General features: G+C 39.9%; 20 protein-coding genes and 1 pseudogene. 7 read left to right on the plus strand and 14 right to left on the minus strand.

Annotated features, from left to right (window positions below):
- Positions 1 to 108 precede the first annotated feature (108 nt).
- Together BW986_RS10285 and BW986_RS10290 are read left to right on the plus strand one after the other, a co-directional pair.
- The gene (locus tag BW986_RS10285; RefSeq protein WP_076367585.1) at positions 109 to 696 is read left to right on the plus strand and encodes a chromate efflux transporter ChrB; all 588 of its coding nucleotides are present in this window, start codon (positions 109 to 111) and stop codon (positions 694 to 696) included.
- Entirely contained in the window at positions 696 to 1247 is a 552-nt protein-coding gene (locus tag BW986_RS10290) for a chromate efflux transporter ChrA (protein WP_076367587.1), read from the plus strand. The genes BW986_RS10285 and BW986_RS10290 overlap by 1 nt, the downstream gene beginning before the upstream one ends.
- Before the next feature lie 37 nt (positions 1248 to 1284).
- Here the strand turns inward: BW986_RS10290 and BW986_RS10295 are convergent, their stop codons facing one another.
- Entirely contained in the window at positions 1285 to 1761 is a 477-nt protein-coding gene (locus BW986_RS10295; RefSeq protein ID WP_034315019.1) for a chromate efflux transcriptional regulator ChrS, read from the minus strand.
- Positions 1762 to 2177: 416 nt separating this feature from the next.
- Positions 2178 to 2300: a hypothetical protein gene (locus tag BW986_RS30650; RefSeq protein ID WP_260284425.1), complete on the minus strand. Its 123-nt coding sequence runs from the start codon at positions 2298 to 2300 to the stop codon at positions 2178 to 2180.
- A gap of 458 nt (positions 2301 to 2758) precedes the next feature.
- Here BW986_RS30650 and BW986_RS10300 point away from each other — a divergent pair, with 458 nt between their 5' ends.
- Genes BW986_RS10300 through BW986_RS10310 form a run of 3 tightly spaced genes read left to right on the plus strand, consistent with a single transcriptional unit; the run spans position 2759 to position 5292 of the window.
- A complete protein-coding gene (locus BW986_RS10300; protein WP_260320811.1) occupies positions 2759 to 4084 on the plus strand; it encodes a HAMP domain-containing sensor histidine kinase in 1326 nt (441 codons plus the stop codon).
- Positions 4062 to 4739: a response regulator transcription factor gene (locus tag BW986_RS10305; RefSeq protein ID WP_076367591.1), complete on the plus strand. Its 678-nt coding sequence runs from the start codon at positions 4062 to 4064 to the stop codon at positions 4737 to 4739. Before BW986_RS10300 ends, BW986_RS10305 begins: the two co-directional genes overlap by 23 nt.
- 1 nt (position 4740) lies before the next feature.
- The gene (locus BW986_RS10310) at positions 4741 to 5292 is read left to right on the plus strand and encodes a TVP38/TMEM64 family protein (protein WP_076367593.1); all 552 of its coding nucleotides are present in this window, start codon (positions 4741 to 4743) and stop codon (positions 5290 to 5292) included.
- A gap of 337 nt (positions 5293 to 5629) precedes the next feature.
- Here the strand turns inward: BW986_RS10310 and BW986_RS10315 are convergent, their stop codons facing one another.
- On the minus strand, positions 5630 to 6433 hold the full coding sequence (locus BW986_RS10315; protein ID WP_311316550.1) for an HD-GYP domain-containing protein: 804 nt from the start codon (positions 6431 to 6433) through the stop codon (positions 5630 to 5632).
- Between the two features lie 528 nt (positions 6434 to 6961).
- Here BW986_RS10315 and BW986_RS10320 point away from each other — a divergent pair.
- Entirely contained in the window at positions 6962 to 7738 is a 777-nt protein-coding gene (locus BW986_RS10320) for a SurA N-terminal domain-containing protein (protein ID WP_076367597.1), read from the plus strand.
- 87 nt (positions 7739 to 7825) lie between these two features.
- Here BW986_RS10320 and arsC read toward each other — a convergent pair.
- The 3 genes and pseudogenes from arsC to BW986_RS10335 all read right to left on the minus strand — a co-directional run.
- Positions 7826 to 8219 (minus strand): annotated as a pseudogene (arsC, locus tag BW986_RS10325) (arsenate reductase (thioredoxin)); the annotation flags it as partial.
- 40 nt (positions 8220 to 8259) lie between these two features.
- A complete protein-coding gene (locus tag BW986_RS10330; RefSeq protein WP_076367599.1) occupies positions 8260 to 9558 on the minus strand; it encodes an arsenic transporter in 1299 nt (432 codons plus the stop codon).
- Between the two features lie 389 nt (positions 9559 to 9947).
- On the minus strand, positions 9948 to 10799 hold the full coding sequence (locus BW986_RS10335; RefSeq protein ID WP_076367601.1) for a LysR family transcriptional regulator: 852 nt from the start codon (positions 10797 to 10799) through the stop codon (positions 9948 to 9950).
- Positions 10800 to 10954: 155 nt separating this feature from the next.
- On the opposite strand from BW986_RS10335, the gene BW986_RS10340 reads away from it, so the two are divergent.
- Positions 10955 to 12049: an NADH:flavin oxidoreductase gene (locus BW986_RS10340; RefSeq protein ID WP_076367603.1), complete on the plus strand. Its 1095-nt coding sequence runs from the start codon at positions 10955 to 10957 to the stop codon at positions 12047 to 12049.
- A 114-nt stretch (positions 12050 to 12163) separates the two neighbouring features.
- Here the strand turns inward: BW986_RS10340 and BW986_RS10345 are convergent, their stop codons facing one another.
- From BW986_RS10345 to BW986_RS10380, 8 genes are all read right to left on the minus strand, one after another.
- Positions 12164 to 13579: a SpoVR family protein gene (locus BW986_RS10345; protein WP_076367605.1), complete on the minus strand. Its 1416-nt coding sequence runs from the start codon at positions 13577 to 13579 to the stop codon at positions 12164 to 12166.
- A gap of 160 nt (positions 13580 to 13739) precedes the next feature.
- Positions 13740 to 14261: a hypothetical protein gene (locus BW986_RS10350; RefSeq protein ID WP_179086045.1), complete on the minus strand. Its 522-nt coding sequence runs from the start codon at positions 14259 to 14261 to the stop codon at positions 13740 to 13742.
- Positions 14262 to 14274: 13 nt separating this feature from the next.
- Positions 14275 to 15069 carry a GNAT family N-acetyltransferase gene (locus BW986_RS10355; protein WP_076367607.1) on the minus strand — a complete coding sequence of 265 codons (795 nt, stop codon included), beginning with the start codon at positions 15067 to 15069 and terminating at the stop codon, positions 14275 to 14277.
- The gene (locus BW986_RS10360) at positions 15062 to 16216 is read right to left on the minus strand and encodes a M20 peptidase aminoacylase family protein (protein WP_179086046.1); all 1155 of its coding nucleotides are present in this window, start codon (positions 16214 to 16216) and stop codon (positions 15062 to 15064) included. The genes BW986_RS10355 and BW986_RS10360 overlap by 8 nt, the downstream gene beginning before the upstream one ends.
- A gap of 62 nt (positions 16217 to 16278) precedes the next feature.
- Positions 16279 to 17166: a MurR/RpiR family transcriptional regulator gene (locus tag BW986_RS10365; RefSeq protein WP_311316551.1), complete on the minus strand. Its 888-nt coding sequence runs from the start codon at positions 17164 to 17166 to the stop codon at positions 16279 to 16281.
- A gap of 160 nt (positions 17167 to 17326) precedes the next feature.
- Positions 17327 to 18208 carry a radical SAM/SPASM domain-containing protein gene (locus tag BW986_RS10370; protein ID WP_076367611.1) on the minus strand — a complete coding sequence of 294 codons (882 nt, stop codon included), beginning with the start codon at positions 18206 to 18208 and terminating at the stop codon, positions 17327 to 17329.
- Between the two features lie 239 nt (positions 18209 to 18447).
- Complete coding sequence (locus BW986_RS10375) at positions 18448 to 18768, minus strand: DUF3889 domain-containing protein (protein WP_076367613.1); 321 nt, start codon at positions 18766 to 18768, stop codon at positions 18448 to 18450.
- A 49-nt stretch (positions 18769 to 18817) separates the two neighbouring features.
- Positions 18818 to 19786: a M14 family zinc carboxypeptidase gene (locus BW986_RS10380; RefSeq protein WP_076367615.1), complete on the minus strand. Its 969-nt coding sequence runs from the start codon at positions 19784 to 19786 to the stop codon at positions 18818 to 18820.
- Positions 19787 to 19893: the final 107 nt, after the last annotated feature.

The following is a 19893-nucleotide window of genomic DNA, read 5'->3' on the forward strand; positions in this document are numbered from 1 at the left end:
ACGTAATTATCATTATAATTTCATGTACATTTCGAAAGTATTTTTGTTATCATTAATTCATATTCATGGAAAAGAATTCTAAATTTTAAAACCAAGGAGGAATCGTTCTTGAAAAATCCATATTCGGAATTGACGATTGGGATGATGAGAACGGGGATTTTAGGTTTCGGCGGCGGGCCATCTGTCATCCCGCTCATCCGCCACGAAGCAGTTTCCCGTTATCACTGGCTCGACGATGATGAATTCGGTGACACTTTGGCGATTGCCAATACACTCCCAGGACCTATTGCCACTAAGATGGCAGCATATCTTGGTTATAAATTAAAAGGCTGGCCTGGAGCCATCGTCAGCGTGGCCGCTCACGTTTTACCTTCATGCATGGCGATGGTTTTCTTGATTGCATTCATTAATGTTTTAAGTAATTCGGCAATGATCAGTAATATGATCGCTGCTGTAATGCCGGTTGTTGCTGTCATGCTTGGTCAAATGGCTTATGAGTTTGGCGAAAAGGCGGTAAAAGGGTTAGGAAAGGTGCTCGGAATCACCTTTTTTGGGATTTCATTTTTGCTTCTTCAGGTCATTTCCCTGCATCCGGGTATCGTCATTATGATTTTCCTTTTATATGGGGCGTTCCATTTTAAATTAAAGGAAAGATTGAAAAATAAAAAGGTTAGCAGGAAGGAGGAATCCGCTTAATGGGTTTTATTATCCCAATAGGAGTTGCTGTTTTTCTAGCGTTTTTCATCGCCAATATTCTTGGTTACGGCGGAGGTCCAGCTTCGATTCCACTTATGTATGATCAAATCGTCACCCGTTATGGCTGGCTTGATAATACCGAGTTCTCACAAATGCTTGCGTTAGGAAATTCACTCCCAGGACCGATCGCCACCAAAATAGCTGCATATGTCGGATATGATGTATATGGCTGGCCAGGATTTCTAGCCGCATTGGCAGGCACGGTCATCCCTTCAGCCGTGGCATTGATATATTTATTAAAAATCCTGCAAAAATACAAGCAATCGCTTATCGTAAAAGGCATGTCCCTGCTAGTACAGCCCGTGATTGCGATCATGATGTTATTGCTCACCTGGAATATGGCCAAGGATGCCTTCGGTTCCATCGGCTACATCCATTCAATCGTCATCGCTGGATTGGCCTTTTTGGCCCTAGGTAAATTCAAGATCCACCCCGCCTTCGTAATCATTCTTGCCTTTGCGTACGGCGGCTTTATCATCCCGCTCACATAATAATAAAAAATCCACCTTAATAGGGGGATTTTTTCATTTAAAGCTTCATGCCCATCCGGCTTTTATAACGTTTAATGAGAATTTGGCAATCAACGCTGACAACACCGACGACCGCATACAGCTTCTCATTGAGAAAACGTTCCATTTCCTGGTTATCAGTAAAGATTCCGTGCATATGGAGTTTACTCGGGCCGGTCATATGATATAAACTCGTTACAGCCGGTTCACTTTCCAATTGCTGCGCAACCGATTCCAGATATTTAGGCTCAACCTCAACGTTAAAGAATGCCGAAACATGGATGCCGACCTTAGCTGGATTTATGACTGCAGTGAACCTCTCGATCACACCGTTTTCAACAAGATGATTGATTCTCATCTGAACCGCAACCCTGGAGAGCTCCACTTTCTTCGCTAAGTCGGTATACGAAATTCGCGCATCTTCATGTAAAACCGATATGATTTTCTTATCGATCTCATCAACTTTCAAGCTGGGAATCTTAAAGTCCTCTGCCATCCTACGTAACTCCTTTTCTATTTCTTTATTCCATTATCGCAGAGAACACCATCGGATCACAACAATCTTCCTTTTCACCTTTTAACCTCCATTAAAACGGCAGAAATTAAGCGATAACCAAGGTCCATCATTTATGTAGTTTTCAACTTAGGATACATCATTTCGCCAGTTATATGGCCAAAAATGAAGCCTTTAAACAGATGAAATCCCATAGGAATCAGAGCGGGACAAATTGACGGCATCGGCGACACCCCTTAGGAGAGACAGTAAGGGAAACATCATCATCCTCCGTAAATATGGGAGCAAATGAGTTCCTGCCAGACTGCATTCCCCCTCCGCATTCGAGAAATTGTTAGGAGGGGGTTTTACAGACCGTTTAATGCAGGATGAAAGTTTATGAATAGATGGCCACTTCCTCAATCCTTTGTTTGAAAAGTCTTTGCGATGTTTTTGTATTCCTCATCATTGAGAATGCCCATTTTTTTGAATAATGCGGAATAAGCGATTATTTTTTTCTGTGTACGGTTTGTACAATTCATATGGTTCAACTCCTTTTTTACATAGTATTCGCTTGCGACAAAATGTTTCCTTAATACAAAATATTTCGAATGAACTAAACTAAAAAAACTGCCCAATTCCTGGTAATTTCATATTGATATAGGTGATTAATATAAGACCAGTATATTTAAATTCAAGTAATGAATAAGCATCTATTTTTTAAATAACAACGCGATGCAATCCGAAACATCTTGAAGTGGTTAACACGTAACCCCTCCCTCCAGCATGAAACTGATGACCTTGCCAATTTATTGGCTTGTTCCGTTTGAAAACCGTATTATTGTTTAAGAAGATGGGCAGAAATTGAAAAAACTGCATACTTTCTTCATATTTTTTCGCTAAACTGACTTTATTCTATAAGAAGGTGATGCTCCTGAAAATCTCATTTAAACTCGGACTATCTATATTTGTTTGCATTTTTTTGATGGAAACCTTTTCCATGGTTTACTTACATAATAAGGTGATACATTCCCGTGTCAATCAGGAATTGGAGTCACTGAAGGCCCGTGGCAATAGTCATCGTGATGTGTTGGAAATTACATATTCCGGCTCAACCCTTCAGCATATCGGCCTGATGGAATCGCATACCGATACAGATGTAGTGATTACGGATACAAGAGGAGATATTCTGATATCTTCCGAAAAGGTAAATGGGGGAATGAAAAAAATCTTAGCTAAAAACCTCCCGCAGGTACCCCGAAAAGGTCTGATCATCCAATCCGGTTGGAAGGATGAAAGATATATAGCCACCGTTACGCCATTTATCAGCGATGAAGAAAACAAAGGCTATGTTTATATGTTCAAAGATACAAGAGAAGTAAAGGATTTAATCGCACAATTGAATAAGCATTTCCTTCTTGCGACTGCTTTGCTCCTTTTCTTCATGCTTGTCATCATTTATTTTCTATCAAAGGCTTTAACCAGGCCACTGATATCGATGAAGGAAGCGACAACCAAGCTCAGCAAAGGTAATTTTTCAGTGGCTGTGCCAGTACGATCTCATGATGAACTTGGGGAGCTTGCCCAATCCATTCAAAGCTTGGCTGATGAATTGAACTATTTAAAGAAGGAACGCAATGAATTTTTGGCAAGTATTTCTCATGAACTGCGCACGCCGCTAACTTATATAAAGGGATATTCTGATGTTGCCCGACGAAAAGATTTGGATGAATCAGAACGATCACGATACTTAGAGATCATCCATGATGAATCCGAACGATTAAACAGATTATTGGACGAACTATTCAATATGGCTAGAATGGATCTAAATACATTCACCATATCAAAAGAAACCGTCCAGCTCTCTTCATTCCTGCGAAACATTCACGAAAAAGTTTTACCGGCTTTTACAAATGAAAGAATTCAATTGAATCTGGAATGTAAGGATGATTTATTTATAGATATAGATCCCTCACGGTTTGAGCAAGTCATTCTTAACCTGCTGGATAATGCGCTGAAGTACTCGAAAGAATATTCAGTCACCACCATCAAAGCCACTGAATGCCTTGGCAGGATTTCCATCTCCATAATCGATCAAGGGGTTGGCATTCCCCCTGAAGATTTCCCCCATATCTTTGATCGTTTATATCGTGTCGAGAAATCACGCGCCAGAGATACCGGTGGATTCGGATTGGGGCTCTCAATCGTCAAGCAATTAGTGGAGATACAAGGAGGAACCATTTCGGTTAAAAGCAACTTGAAGCAAGGAACGTCCTTCGCTATCACATTTAAGGAGATAACAAATGAAGACAGTAGTTCTGGTTGATGATGAACAGAGAATGCTTGATCTATTAGAGCTATACATGAAACCTCATGGATATACATGCATGAAGATTAAATCTGGATATGAAGCCATACAGTTCTTAAGGCATAAACATGCGGACATAGTACTTCTTGATATAATGATGCCTGAAATGGATGGGTGGGAAACGTGCGAAAGGATCCGTGCGTTTTCCAATATTCCCATAATCATGCTCACAGCCCGGGATGCTGCACAAGAAATGGTGAAAGGGTTGAAAAAGGGCGCAGACGATTATATTACGAAACCCTTTAATGAAGATGTTTTACTTGCCAGAATCGAAGCGGTCACGCGGCGAGTGCCTAAACAGGATGATCATGTGATCTTTAGGGGGCTACAATTAAATGAATCCGCTTATGAAGCACATTATGATACCAAAACGATCCCATTAACACCAAAAGAGTTCTCACTGTTGTGCTTGTTTTTGAAATCCCCAGATCAAGTGTATTCCAGAGACCACCTCCTTTCGACCATATGGGGATTTAAAACGGATACGGAAGATCGAACAATCGATTCCCATATTCGAAATATTAGAGAGAAATTGCGTCATGCCGGTTTTCCAGCAGATCAACATTTGAAAACGGTCTGGGGACTCGGATATAAATGGAGTTCTGTGGATTGATATGAATTTCATTTCTGAAGCATTACTATCCAGCGGGCCTTTTTCCATTGCTGTAAGTTTAGCATTCAATATATTGATTAGCGTGCTTGGTTTTATTCCAAGCGTATTCATCACGGCTGCCAATATCACCGTATTTGGATTTGAAAAGGGATTGATCCTTTCTTACATGGGGGAAATTGCCGGAGCAGTGGTCAGCTTTTGGTTATATCGAAAGGGCTTTCAAACATTCAAACCCAAGTTCATGAAGAACCGGTGGGTCATAAAGCTGCAAAAGTCACAAGGAATTCATGCATTTTGGATGATCCTGATGCTTAGGCTCCTTCCTTTTATTCCATCCGGCGTGATCAACCTTACAGCAGCATTAAGCAGAACGGGGATGATGATTTTCTTTCTCGCGACATCCATCGGAAAACTGCCTGCCCTCCTTGTCGAAGCGTATTCGGTAACACAAGTATTGAAGGCCTCCGACGATGTAAGGATTGTTTTGGTACTGCTGATTCTGGTAATCACAGTCGTTTATTACTTTAATAGAAATAAGAAAAAAGGAATGTAGTAAAAAGGCTTCTCTACTTTTAGGATAAATTGGTAGGGATTTTTTCTTCTTAACCCTACAATTGATAAGGAGCCGTTCCTCTTTGGTCTCCAAGGGGGAACGACCAGATCCAGATGACGGATGCTACCTTTTCTTTCCATGAAGGCATTACCCCATTATATCGGGAGAAGATATTCGATGAGTTCGCTGTTTAATATATCCCTGTGCTGCGAACGGTTTCGAAACCTTTTTTCTGCGCCGCCTTTTCATTAAAATAACAAAAGAATGACACCACGATGGATGGGTCGAAATGCTTTCCTTTTTGTTCGTTTATGAAAGATAATGCCCGCTCCACTGACTAGGAATCTTTATACGGCCTTCTGCTGGTCAATGCATCGAACACATCCACAATGGCAACTATTCTAGCTTCCAATGGGATGTCCTCACCTTTCAAACGATGTGGATATCCAGTTCCATCCCATTTTTCATGATGATGGAGAATGATTTTTTCAGCCACTTCCAGGCTGCTGATCACATCATTGTTTATTTCCCTTGAAATCTTATTCAAAATATCGGATCCCATCAATGGATGCATCTCGATGATTTTTCGTTCATATGGAGATAACGGGCCAGGTTTGTATAATATCCCCTCAGGAATCTCCGCTTTCCCGATATCATGTAGAATACTAGAATGAACGATATGATTCATATAGCTTTTAGATAGTTCCAACTGGCATCTTCGATTATGAACCATAACCAGCTGCTCGGTTAGGTTTTGAACTCTCAATAAATGCTCTTCAATGCCTGGGTCACGGATTTCGCATGAAATGGCGAGGACCTTTAACAATTCCCTTTGAGTCTCTGCCCTTTTCTTTTCCGAAAGGTAAATCCCTTCTTTCAATTGTTCCAGTTCACGGAAAATCCCGACAAAATACCACTGATCCCCTAGATTAATAGGAGTAATCGTAATAGACGAGTGCCAAATGTCACCCGATTTCTTTCGATTGGTGAAGACCCCTGACCATGGACTGCCCTTCCTTAACTCGTTTTTCAGGGATTTGTATGTACACAAAGGTGTTAACCCTGACTTTAGGAATCCAGCTTTGAACCCAATGATACTGTTCCTTGAATACCCTGTCGTCCTTTCATAATATGCATTAATATCAAGTTATGCGATGATCTTGATCCGTAATGATGACGGCATCCCCCAGCTTTAAATACCCTGCCAATTCAGATGGCAGCCTTGATTTTCCTTTCAAAATCCATACCTCCAATAGCTGGATTTCCAATCCTGTCTCTTTGTTTCACTTTTCTAATTTTCACGGCTCACTCCAATCATGATTAAAATTATCAACATATAGGCTAAATGAACTACATTCGGATGATAAAGTATATAATACCATACAAGTTTTATATACAATAGTTACTAAGCAATGTTTTGTGTGTAATTGATAGACTACAGCTTCTGTCTGCACCAAGTATCAGCCTTCCATTCCTTTTAAAGCTTATTTCATGACGAAGGGTAAATCGGTTCATTTCCGCGAATGTTACACTTATATAATGAGATAATGCCTATACTATCTTCCTGTTTTCTGGAAAAAAGAATGAAAATATTGTGTTTTAATGGGAAATTCCTTTATAATGCGCATTAGATGATTTTTTAGCATTGAATACGAGAGGAGACTGAAATATGAAGAAACTATTGTACCCAATCATCATTGGATTATTGGCAGTTGTTCTAACGGCTTGTGGTTCGAACGATGAAGCTGATAAGAAAAATGACGAGAAAGAGACTAAAACAACTGAGAAGGAAACGGCTAAAGCAACTGAGGAACAGCAAAAACAGATGGAAGAAATGCAGAAGAAACTAGACAAGCAAAAGGTGGATGAAAAGAAAACGGTGGCCATCGTCAATGACGAAAAAATCTCAGGTGCGGAATATAATACCGTGTTGTCTACCACACAAGTGCAAATGCAGCAATTCGGACAAGACCCAACAACCAAGGAGGGAGCCAAACAAATTAAAGAACAAACGCTCAACTCTTTAGTGGGGCAGACATTGCTGCTTCAAGCTGCAGATAAAAAGGGCTACAAAGCTTCCAAGGCTGAAATAGAAAAGCAATTTGCCGAAATCAAAAAGCAATATGAGAGTGAAGAGAAATTCAAGGAAGCGATGAAGCAAGCAGGTCTGAATTCGGAAACGCTGAATGCTCAGATTGCAGAGAACATCCCGTATACGAAGTACGTTGAAAAAGAGATTAAAGTGGAAGAAGCAACTGATGAAGAAATCCAAAAGTATTACGACCAGGTTGCTGAGCAAGCTAAAACAAGCGGGCAGAAGGTACAGAAACTCGAAGAAATGAAACCGCAAATCAAGGAACAATTAGAGCAGCAAAAGAAACAAGAAAAGCTTGTGAAGCATGTGGAAGAACTTCAGAAAAATGCTAAGGTCGATATTAAGATTTAAGAAGAAAAGAGCTGCCAAAATTGGCAGCTCTTTCTTTATGGTCTTTGGGCCGCCTACTAACACTAACCGCTTTTCAAGTTTATTTATTTACCCCGTTTTAGAGAAACGTGAAATTCTTTCTCCTATTTCATCACGAACACGTTGAAAGTTAGCCCATCTTTCTTCATCTGTTCCTTCTGCTTTTGCCGGGTCATCAAAGCCCAAATGTTCACGTTCAACATGCGGTGGCGTTATTGGACATTTGTCTGCCGCATCACCACATAATGTAACGACAAAATCAGCATTATTCAATATGTCAGGGTCGATGATATCCGATGTTTGATTGGAGATGTCCAATCCAACTTCATTCATTGCTTTTACGGCTTTTGGATTTAACCCATGGGCCTCGATTCCTGCACTATGCACTTGCCATTCGTTACCTAAATATTTCTTCCCCCACGCTTCTGCAAGAGTTATCGGTACATAAGAAGTATAGTTTTTTTAGACATGCTGTTTCTCTCCTTAGTTAGTAAAGGAAGTGTTTAATGCATGATTTGTAACCATATATATAGGCCGACTAATGTGATGAACAATGTTGGGATCGTTAAGATGATTCCCGTTTTGAAGTAGGTTCCCCATGAGATTTTCACGCCTTTTAAAGAAAGGACATGCAGCCACAATAATGTAGCCAAAGAACCGATCGGTGTGATTTTCGGTCCCAAGTCCGAACCGATGACATTTGCATAAATAAGGGCCTCCCTGATTGCCCCTGTTGTATGGGTGTCAGATATGGCAAGAGCATCAATCATAACGGTTGGCAGGTTATTCATAAGTGATGACAGAATGGCGGCGATGAAGCCCATTCCCATCGTTGCGGCAAATAATCCTTGATCAGCGGTAACTTGGATCAAATCCGTTAATACAGTCGTCAATCCAACATTTCTCAAGCTGTAAACCACTACATACATACCAATAGAGAAAAAGACGATTGCCCATGGTGCGCCTTTAATAACAGTTTTCGTGTTGACCGCTGGACTCCTTCTAGCCATCAAGAGGAAGAAAATGGCGACAATGCCTGCAATGGTGGATACAGGAACCCCGATAAACTCACTTGTAAAATAACCAACCAGCAATATTCCTAATACGATCCCGGACAGCCTAAACATTCTTAGGTCTTGAATGACTTCCGCTGGTTTTTTAAGCTGTGATACATCGTAATTTTCCGGTATGCTTTTACGGAAAAATAAATATAAAACCAAGACGCTAGCTACAAATGCAAAGATGTCCGGTACAATCATTCTTGAAGCAAACTCGGCAAAACCGATATTGAAAAAGTCTGCAGATACAATGTTTACAAGGTTACTCACCACCAAAGGAAGTGAGGTTGTATCAGCAATGAACCCACTGGCGATGATAAACGGAAAAATCATTTTATCACTGAATTTCAAGGCTCTAACCATTGCCAGTACTATTGGTGTAAGGATGAGAGCAGCTCCGTCGTTTGCAAAAAAAGCAGCCACAAGAGCACCGAGGATGCTTACATATACAAACATCCTTACTCCATTTCCCTTGGCTGCTCTCGCCATATGAAGTGCTGCCCATTCAAAAAATCCTATCTCATCCAAAATAAGCGAGATGATGATGATGGCGATGAAGGTAAGTGTCGCGTTCCATACTATCGATGTCACGTCCATGACATCAGAAAAATCCACGACGCCAACAAGTAAGGCCAAAACCGCACCGCCGCAAGCTGACCATCCAATCGACAATCCCTTTGGCTGCCAGATGACGAGAATGAGTGTTAATAAAAAGATGATAACTGCCAAAATAACCGATCCCACTGAAGCTGTACCTCCTAGTTAGTCACAACAAATCCGTTTTCCTTGTGCTGTTAATTCTTCTAATTTATAGTTTTGACTTGGTAAGTCCTTGATGACCGTCTGAATAAATGAGTAATGGGAAGAAGACGGGTTTAACGAGTAAAAAAAACATTGTCCCCCCCTTGCAAACCCAATGCTTCATTCGTTTGCATTTCATCCCTCCTGGCCAAAATAAATAAGCATATTCTTATATAAATCAAGCTTTAAATTTTAGTCTGCACTCCCCCTCGACAAGTGTGGTGAAATCTTATCCATAGACTCTGTTTAAGGGTGTTGTTGATTTTCTTTATTGAATAAGGGGGTAGTAAAAAATAAAGAGACGCTTATTAGTCAGCATCTCTAATGAAAAATCACCAATTTTCAGCCTGGTTTTGTATGAGTTCAATCATACGAACCATAGAAGGAGAAAGCCATTTATCCTTATGATAAGTCAAATATGTTGATATGGAGGAATGGTATTGTGGAATAATTTCTCCTTTTAGTTTCTTGCTTTCCAATTCTTCTTTGACCGAAAAATAAGGAACTAGTGATATACCTAAACCACTTTTAACGCATTGTTTTATTGCTTCTATACTTTGAAATTCTAAACTTTCTGTTACGTTCATATTCTGATGGCGGATATAATCATCAAAAACTGATTTATAACTGCATCTAGATTCCGAGTATAGTGCTGTTTGAGATAAATCTTTTACATCCAGAGGGCTAATTAAAACCATTCTTTCTCTTATTAGTTTTTCGGAGTATAGATCTTCTTGTCTCCAACCATCTTTCTCTAATAGTAAAGCTATGTCAATTTCCCCATTTTGAAGACTTTTTGTAACATCATAATTTTCAAGTGATTTCAATGTAAGCTTCACTTTTGGATATTTCGATTTATATTCGAGAAGAAGCGGCGGAATTCGACAAATCGTTAAAGATTCGGAAATCCCTAAAGTTAAAGCCCCTTGTGGCTCTTTGTCAATATTTAATGACTGATTGTATAGTTCAATGATTTTGATGGCATAAGACAAAAATTCATTTCCATAGTGAGTTAGCATAACTTTCTTTCCTAAGCGATCAAATACTGGCCTACCTAATTCTTTCTCCAGTTCTTTGATGTGAGTAGTAATGGAGGATTGTGCATAACCAAGATGTTCTGCCGCCTTATTGAATCCACCTTTTTCTACTATCGTTTTAAAAGTAATCAGTTGACGGAGCTCCATTTATAATTAAATCTCCTTTTGTTCAATTTTTTTGAACTAAATTATCGAATATATCTATTTTACTAAATCAAATAGCAGATTTAAACTAATATCAAGCAGTTGTTAAATCAAACAGTAATCAGAATATATTTTTGTAAAAAAAGGAGACAAACATCATGTGGGATACAAATTCATTATTCGAAGCATTCAATATAGGAACAATTACGTTAAACAACCGAGTAGGCGTAGCGCCAATGACGCGTATTAGTGCTACTGAAAAAGGTTTTGTCACAGATAAGATGATTAAGTATTATAGTTCCTTTGCTGAAGGCGGGTTTGGACTTATTATTACTGAAGGAACTTATATTGATGATAAGTATAGTCAAACGTACGATTTTCAGCCAGGCATTGCTTTTGATGAGCAAGCACAAGAGTGGAAAAAAGTTGTTAATGCTGTTCATTCAGCAGGATCAGCAATCTTTATGCAGTTACAACACACTGGGCCATTATCGCAGGGAAATCGTTTCACTGATGAAACAGTCGCTCCTTCTTCTGTTCAACCAAAAGGAGAACAGCTAAAATTTTATTTAGGTGAAGGACCATTTCAATTACCTAGGGAAATAACAAAAGAAGAAATAGCTGATGTTAAAAACAGTTTTGTTGAAGCTGCAAAACGAGCTAAATCTGTTGGCTTTGATGGGATAGAACTACATGGAGCAAATGGTTATTTATTAGATGCGTTCCTAACGGAATATACAAACCAGCGTACTGATGAATATGGTGGCACAACAGAGAACAGAGCTAGGTTATTAGTGGAAATAATTCATGAAGTTAGAAAATCGGTAGGAGAAGACTTTACTATCGGTATTAGAATTTCACAATCAAAAGTTAATGATTACTCCTATCATTGGTCAGGCAAAGAGCAGGACGCCGCGATTATCTTTGGAGCATTAGGAAAAACAAGTCTTGATTATATTCATGTAACAGAATATAAAGCGTGGCGACCAGCATTTGAAACAGGTAAAGCATCACTTGCAGCACTTGCCAAAGAGTATAGTCAATTACCTATAATCGCAAATGGACATTTGGAGAAGCCAGAAAGAGCTTCTGAAATGATTAACAATGGTCATGCTGATATTATAACTCTAGGTAAAGGAGCATTGGCTAATCACGACTGGGTAAAGAAAGTTCAAAATGAAGAACCTTTGGAAGCGTTCGATTCGGAAAAAGTTTTACACCCAACTGCTGTTATTAAAGATTTCGAATTGTAGATGAAGAATAAAATGTTTAACAACTCCTATCCAAAAGTAATTTAATTCTGCATCTCCAAAAAGCATCAATATAAAAACAAGAAAACTGCCGAGTGATCGGCAGTTTTTCCTGAATTATAAATATTTCCTGTGAATGCCCTTTCCATCATAGGAAAACAGGACTTCTTTTCCTTCAATGACTGATTCCATATGGACGGAGCGGCCCCAGAGCTGATGGATATATGGCATGACTTTTTCGAGATATTTCAGATCCAATTCAATATCTTCATACCAATGTTTTAGATAAAGTTCCCCATTGCGCATGAAGTCCCCATCATTTACGGTGATATAAGGGAAACCGCCGTTAACTCTCATACTCACTAGTTGATCACGAACATTTTCCCATGCCTTATCGACGATTTTATAATCCTTGCCCTGCTTTTGGAATAAATACATATCCTCCCGCATGACCAGATCTTTCGTCAAATAATTACGGAGAAAGGAAATATCCGATTCTATTTCCCTTACTTCGAACATCTTTTCCCGGCCAGATCCGGGCTTGACGCCCATCCTGATCATTTCTTCGGTTGGATTATCATAGCGTTCTTCAATATCTTCAAGCACTTTCAATCCAAGATAATATGGATTGATGCTGGTGCGTGATGGCTGAACGACACCTGCGTTCAGTTTTGCGAATTCAATGGCTTCCCCTGAGGATAGATCCAATTCACGGATTATGCGCTGATGCCAGTAGGATGCCCAGCCTTCGTTCATGATTTTCGTTTCCAGCTGCGGCCAGAAATACAGCATCTCTTCCCTGATCATCGTCATGATATCCCGTTGCCAATCGGTTAAATCCCTGCTGTACTGTTCTATGAAAAGCATAATATCCTTTTCAGGCCTTGGCGGGAATTTTTTTCTTTTTTTAATGTTGGATTTCTTCGGTTTATCCTTATTATCAAGGTTCCATAAATCATCGTATTGTGTGGCTGCCGGTTTTATTTCCTCTTCTTCTTCCTCATCTTCCATCGTCCAGGCAAGTTTCGGTCTCATCAGCGACGGATCGATATGTTCTTCAATGGCTAAAAGTGCATCAAGGAAGGTTTCCACTTCCTTTTTGCCATGCAGGATTTCATATTCACGGATTCTTTCTGCCGTTGCCGACATACTTTCTACCATATCTCTCTTCGTATTATTGAAACGGATATTATTCTTAAAGAAATCACAATGCGCCAAAACGTGGGCAACAATCAATTTATTTTGCACAAGTGAATTGGAGTCCAGCAGAAAAGCGTAACAAGGATCAGAGTTAATGACCAGTTCATAGATCTTACTTAAACCAAAGTCGTACTGCAGCTTCATTTTATGAAATTGCTTCCCAAAGCTCCAATGAGAAAAACGTGTCGGCATCCCATAGGCACCAAATGTATAAATGATTTCTGAAGGGCAAATTTCATAACGCATCGGGTAAAAATCCAACCCGAACCCAGTTGCTATTTCTGTAATTTCACTAATGGCATATTCCAGAGCCTTTTGCTCCGCTTCATTCATCGGATATCCCCCTTGTCTTCCGCCTTTAAACTAATGTATGAAAAAAAGGAGGAAAAATGCCGTGATCATGAGTAAAGGTCCTCGCTAACAGAAAAAAACACCTCCAAGAAGAAGATGTCATACCAAAGGTTCATGGAGTTCACACACAATCCTATTGATATTAAAATTTCACTAATTCCGTATTCACAGCCTCTTTTTTCATTTTTGAACGGATCCAGGAAATGATGAGCGCTCCAATGATTACAAAACCTAAGTATCCTGTGACTGGGTATACCGTACCAACCAATTTAATAAAGCCAACGAAACTTGCAAGGAAAGCGAGGATCCCGACCATAATCACGGATATTTTAAAACGTTTCGTTTCGGCAGGAACCAACCTGGCTGTGAATGCATACAGCATCCCGACAGAAGTATTATAAATCATTCCTAAAAGGATGATTGATAGGATATATCCCAACCATGGAGAAATCTGATTCGCTAATTGAAGGGTAGGCATACCTGAGCCTTCTATGCCCTTCAAGTCGGACATCATCCCCAAATTGATCAAGAATAGCAAGATCCCCAATCCGATACCGCCTAGAATTCCTCCCATACCAGCCTCTTTCTTATTCTTGAAGGTCCCTCCCATTACGGCTAGCATGGCAATTCCGGCAGTCATATTATGCATTTCTGTTATTTTCATCCCGATTCCCCTCTTATTCTTGTTTTTTTAATAAATAGTTTTGAATATTTTCACCTTGTTCCCGTTCAATCCCGGCTGCAACATATCCTTTGGCAAAAAGCGTTTTGAATAATTCTCCGGTTTTTAACCGCCAATCAATAGCAAGGCGGAGATCAGGTTTTTTGATTTGTTGAATATCCGTCGGAATGGGTATGGCGATCACCTCTGCATTGGTTTCAAAGTGATAATCCTTGATGTAAGGAAAGCCTTGGTCATTCATTCCTGTCGTTACGATGTGTATGGCTTTATCTGGAAGCGGAGTCTCTTCCTTTGCTTCCTGCCGTATATTCCATTCCACCATGAATCGATCAGTGGACAATCCTTCATTGAGGGTATCCTTCATATTTCCATAACAATCATCCATATATGTAGAGCAAACAGCTTTTAGCTTACCGATATTCAAGTTTGCATTCACGCTTTCCAATGGATCATACGTCCATGTGATCAAGTCGTAACCTTTTTTGAGTGCTTCTTCTTTTTGTGCAAGTTTAAGTAATCTGCCGTAGCCCTTCTTTTGATGGGAAGGATGGATTGCTAACATATGTGAACAAAGGTATGCCCTTCCATCCTTAAATCCCGGGAAACTGTATTGAAACCCGACTAACTGACCATTGATGTATCCGCCTAAAACAAGCCCGCCGTTTTTGACAGCCGTAATCGTCTGATGGATGGGAACGCAATCCATGCCCCATACAAGAACTTCCAGTCGCTGTACTTCTTGTAAATCCTCAAGTGTTGATAGGGATTTAATGATTAATTCATCAGTCATGTAAATGTCCCCCCTCCCCAGATTTCTCGAAAGTCAGTATGATGGCTTTGGTCAGGATTTCAATCCCCGATAACAAAGCATCTTTGTTGAACGTCATGTCCGGATGATGGAGCCCTGGTGCCAAATCACAGCCCAATCCAAGCATTGTCGCTTTGAGTTCAGGTCTTTTCAACGTATAAAAATGAAAATCCTCTCCTCCTGTCGTAATGACAGGCGCCACCAGATTTTCTTCCCCGAGTGTATCTACTATCGCTTCAGACATTATTTGCTGGGCTTGATCGTTCACGGTTGCTGCAGCAACATTGGTTCCCGGTTCGAGCTTCACTTCGACTCCATGGACAATGGCCAAAGATTCTGCAACCTTTTCCACCTTTTTGGTGAGCTCCTCCATCATTGCATTATCCTGTGCCCGTAAATCCAATGTGAAAGTGGCTCTCCCAGGGATAATATTGGAGCTTTCGCCGCCAGCAAAAAACTGCGTCATTTTTGCCGAATAAGGGATGGATGGATTGAGATGGATACCATTTAACAAAGTGATGAATGCCGCTCCTATCTCGATGGCATTTTGTCCTTGATGCGGTCTGGCTCCATGTGCATCAGTCCCCGCTATTTCTCCTTTAATGAACTGGGCGGCACCATGGACAATGGCTGGTGCCGCTTGCCCATTCTTCACTTCCTCAACCGGTCTTAAGTGAACCCCATAAAGGAAATCGACATCATCCAATACTTTTTCTTCAATCATCTTCAAGGCGCCCGTACCTTTTTCTTCAGCAGGCTGAAAAATGAATTTAAGTTTGCCTCTTGGGCGGAAGTCCATTTCTTTCAATACCAGGAATACTCCAAGTGCCAAGGTCATATGCCCATCGTGTCCACAGGAATGGTTGGCTTGAAACGTCCCATGTACCTCCTGCCAAAGTGCATCGATATCCGATCGTAACCCTACCGTGAAATTCCCATCCCCGATTTCCCCAATCACTCCTGTACAGTCCTTGAATGTTTTCACCGTACACTGATTTTCCGTTAAAATATTCGAAATGAAAGCTGTCGTATTCACTTCATTCCAACTCGTTTCAGGATGTGCGTGTAAATGGTCAAAGATATCGAGTATACGAGGCCTTAATTTTTCGATAGTTTGTGTGATATCCATTTCTGTCTCCCCCTTGTATCCCGGTTAATCGGCTTGTTCACCGAACTGATGGAAATTTAATCTCAAAAGAAAAATTCATCTTGATTGAACGCATCATATATAGCTTTTCTTTCTTTGAAACCCTGTTCGTCCTTAATCGATACACCAGCTACTAAACTATTCAATAATGAGAATAACACCGGTGCCGTATCGATAGTGGAAGTCCTTGGTGTTGAAATGGGCAATAATATGTCAGCATATTCAGCAATAGGAGCCAGTTCAGAATCCGTAACACCAATTACAAATGCACCCGCTTTTTTGGCCATTTCCGTGATTTTCACTGTCTCTTTAACATAGCGGTGAAAAGAAATGGCTACAAAAACGGAATTTTCAGTCATTTTATTCAATAGTAAGAAAATATCACCTGTATCAGGCCTATATAAATGGAACTCTTCCCTAACAAGCCTTAGCGTAAAGGTTAACCAATGTGCTGCCGAAAATGATAACCGGTGTCCGGATATCAAAACATTGTCAGCTGCCGCCAATTTATCAACTGTTCTGGAGAAATCTTCATTTGATAAATTATTCATTGTCTTTTCAATGCTGATGATATCTTGCCCCATCACCTGAGCCATGAAGTTTGGCTGATTCGCGGCTTCAAGTTTTGAAGAATGATATTCATTCAGACTGCTGCTCTCGTATATCAACTGATTGCGAATAAGTTTTTGAAGTTCCGCATATCCACTTAACCCCAATGAATAACAAAAGCGGATGATGGTCGTTTCACTCACTCCTATTTCTTTTCCGAGCTTTTGAGCTGAAGTGACTGCAAATGTATGTGAATGCACTAACAAGTATTTTGCTACCTTTTTTTGACCAGTGGATAAACCAGGGAATACTTCTTTAACTTTTTGCTGTAAATCCCATAAAACATCCCCTCTGAAGCAAGATATGAATCCAATACTTTTTATATGAAAATATGAAGTTTTAACTTCATCAATAATAGAGAGTATTTATCACGGTACTTTTAATAAAACAATAATATTCTGAATTTTTGATAAAAAAGAAGAGGCAAAATCATTCATCACGCAAAAAAAACCACGAAGATGGACTCCGTGGTTTTTCTTAATCTTATTTTTTATGACGCTTTGCATAGCCACAGCGTTTACATAATTCTTCAACTGCACATCTTCTTGAAAAACCATCGTACATATTTTTCGCCCGTTCACCATTTAAAATGTCTTCAAGTGATGTTTCGAATATATTTCCAAGCGGTATTTTCCCTTCACTATCCAAGCAACAAGGGACTACTGTACCATCCACCAAGATGCCTAACTGATCTCTAAGTGCATAGCAGAAAATATTTTCATCGATAATGTCACGGTCCAATTCCGGCCACTCGAATTTTTCGGCCATGTTTATATAAACGCGGTCCTTCAGCTTAATATTATTCTTTTGCTGAAGAGCTTCACTTAAGCGGATGTCCAATGAAAGCTTCTCCTCCAGCATGCTAAGAATATCGTCGTTCAGGCCATTACTCGCTTTTAATTCAGCCGTATCCATATTCCATAAACGGATGGCACAAATCACTTCACTTTTTTCATTTGCTTCATTTATGAAATCGGCAATATTACTGACATAAGAATCAAGACTATTGCTCGTATCGTTTGCCTCAAAGCTATGAAGTGAAATATTCACCTGCCGAAGGGCTTTTTTGGAGAGGAGCTTGTCTTTGACCTTTTGAATCAAAGTTCCGTTCGTTGTAATATTAACCTTCAGGTCATTTTCAGCACTGATATCCAGGAATGTACCCAAATTTTTATTTAAAAATGGTTCACCCATCAGATGAAAATAAATATGATCGGTGTGTGGTTTGATTTTCTTGATTACATCCGTAAATCCTTCAGGATCCATGAATTTCAGGGTCCTTTGCAAGCTGGAACTTGGACAAAAATTACACTTCAAATTACATATATTCGTAATTTCCACATAAACTTTCTTAAACTTTCTCATTTTCTAATACCCCTACAATCAAGCTTATTGTTTCAATCTGATACTAACTATACTGGTTAGCTGCTCATAAATGCAATGAAAACTTCATGGCAACTGAACGGATGTGAATCACTTTCCATTGGCAACCAAACCGGTATCCACCATTTTCCGGACAACCTAAAAGAAATCAGAAAAAAACATCTTCTCGAGGTGAAGATGTCCGGTAAGATGCATACCTTAATTTCCCGCTTGTTCTGAGCTCACTTTCCTTTTTGCTCCGTGACCTTCAAACTAAGTAATTTTTCATTTTTCAAATCATGTTGTACGGTCACGATGACATTGAACTGCTGACCTTTATCATCGACCAAAAATCTGAAATCGTCTTCGACGAGATTTTTCGATACAGTTTTTCTTCCCTTATATTCGTAATCGTTAATCTTTAATTCAGGATAATCTGCCTGTACAACTGATATCGCAATCTTTCCGTATTTTTCGTAATCGGGTTTTTGTGCCTGTGCTGAAATGGCCCCTGCTTGTATGATCAAAAAAATCCCCATTAGCATCACGATGACTTTTTTCAAAATCTTTTCCTCCTCATACTTTCCGCTTAGTATTATTATGTAAAATTGTTCAGTTGTTATGCAGCTGGTTCGCTTCTTTTACAAGCATGATTCCAACCAATCGATTCCTCTCCCATTCCTCAGGAAACACAGTCAACGGCGGATTTGTTTCATCCACTAAATAACTAAGTTCGATCGTCATTCCCGGGCGGCGGAATTCAGTTATGAACCAATCCGTAAATCCGCTTCCTACCGCTTCTCTTTCCGGAAAGGTAATTTCATATCCAGTCAATTCGGCAGTCTTTTTGGCAATCCCATAATCCCTCGCCATATTTTTCCGTTTATTTTTGTAATGCCAAAAGATTTCCCTTCCTGACGTATGGTAGGAAACAGCAATAAGGGGATCGATATCCTTCGTGAAATCCGTAAGCGCTTTTACTTCAGCTGCTTCTAATGGTTTTCGGCCTTTATAAAATTGATACGTTGGTTCTGTTTCATCACTCATGACTTCTTTCCATCCAGCCGGATACTGCCTATTCAAATCAATGCCTTTGGCGTTGGCTTTCCACCGGGACCAATCCCTGCTAAATCGGTTCATTTTCCAAACTGCAGCCTTTTCAAAAACATTTAAGTTGGAGAGATCTCCTTGCTGGATGCTAACTCCATCTGGATTCAGCATCGGGATGAACCAGATGCTCACTTCATCCAATGATTCCGTCCGGTATTCTCCAACAGGTTTGCCCGCTCGATAGGCGGCGGCATACTCTTCAAGCATGCGCATTAAGAGTATGGAACTGAGCCATTCCCGTCCATGATGTGATCCCACCAGCAAAATCGATCTTTTTCCTTTTCCTAATTTGACTGCCTTTATATTTTTCCCTTTTTCAGTTTGCCCGATTATTTTAACGTCCAATTCATACTGCTTTTGGATTCCTTGCAGATCCATTTCCATCTGTTCAGGGGAATACACGTCTGCCGCCAGAGCTGGTTCAGGGAAAAAAAGCAGCACCAATATTCCAATTACCATTATTTTTCTCATGTACTCACCTTTTATTTTTATTCAGGAAAAAAGCAACAACCGCGGTCCAAATACATCGCCACTTATTGTAAGGAAATGTTCTGTCATATCTGAACAAAATACAAATA

Source organism: Peribacillus simplex (genome assembly GCF_900156045.1).
Classification (GTDB): Bacteria; Bacillota; Bacilli; order Bacillales; family DSM-1321; genus Peribacillus; species Peribacillus simplex_D.

Bases quoted from the DNA above. Each gene is read 5' to 3' on its own strand.
- BW986_RS30650 (WP_260284425.1), bottom strand. From the start codon at position 2,300: ATGAATTGTACAAACCGTACACAGAAAAAAATAATCGCTTATTCCGCA.
- BW986_RS10345 (WP_076367605.1), bottom strand. From the start codon at position 13,579: ATGAATGAAGCGGAGCAAAAGGCTCTGGAATATGCCATTAGTGAAATT.
- BW986_RS10300 (WP_260320811.1), top strand. From the start codon at position 2,759: ATGGTTTACTTACATAATAAGGTGATACATTCCCGTGTCAATCAGGAA.
- BW986_RS10295 (WP_034315019.1), bottom strand. From the start codon at position 1,761: ATGGCAGAGGACTTTAAGATTCCCAGCTTGAAAGTTGATGAGATCGAT.
- BW986_RS10360 (WP_179086046.1), bottom strand. From the start codon at position 16,216: ATGGATATCACACAAACTATCGAAAAATTAAGGCCTCGTATACTCGAT.
- BW986_RS10380 (WP_076367615.1), bottom strand. From the start codon at position 19,786: ATGAGAAAAATAATGGTAATTGGAATATTGGTGCTGCTTTTTTTCCCT.
- BW986_RS10340 (WP_076367603.1), top strand. From the start codon at position 10,955: ATGTGGGATACAAATTCATTATTCGAAGCATTCAATATAGGAACAATT.
- BW986_RS10320 (WP_076367597.1), top strand. From the start codon at position 6,962: ATGAAGAAACTATTGTACCCAATCATCATTGGATTATTGGCAGTTGTT.
- BW986_RS10355 (WP_076367607.1), bottom strand. From the start codon at position 15,069: ATGACTGATGAATTAATCATTAAATCCCTATCAACACTTGAGGATTTA.
- BW986_RS10305 (WP_076367591.1), top strand. From the start codon at position 4,062: ATGAAGACAGTAGTTCTGGTTGATGATGAACAGAGAATGCTTGATCTA.
- BW986_RS10290 (WP_076367587.1), top strand. From the start codon at position 696: ATGGGTTTTATTATCCCAATAGGAGTTGCTGTTTTTCTAGCGTTTTTC.
- BW986_RS10350 (WP_179086045.1), bottom strand. From the start codon at position 14,261: ATGAAAATAACAGAAATGCATAATATGACTGCCGGAATTGCCATGCTA.
- BW986_RS10335 (WP_076367601.1), bottom strand. From the start codon at position 10,799: ATGGAGCTCCGTCAACTGATTACTTTTAAAACGATAGTAGAAAAAGGT.
- BW986_RS10310 (WP_076367593.1), top strand. From the start codon at position 4,741: ATGAATTTCATTTCTGAAGCATTACTATCCAGCGGGCCTTTTTCCATT.
- BW986_RS10370 (WP_076367611.1), bottom strand. From the start codon at position 18,208: ATGAGAAAGTTTAAGAAAGTTTATGTGGAAATTACGAATATATGTAAT.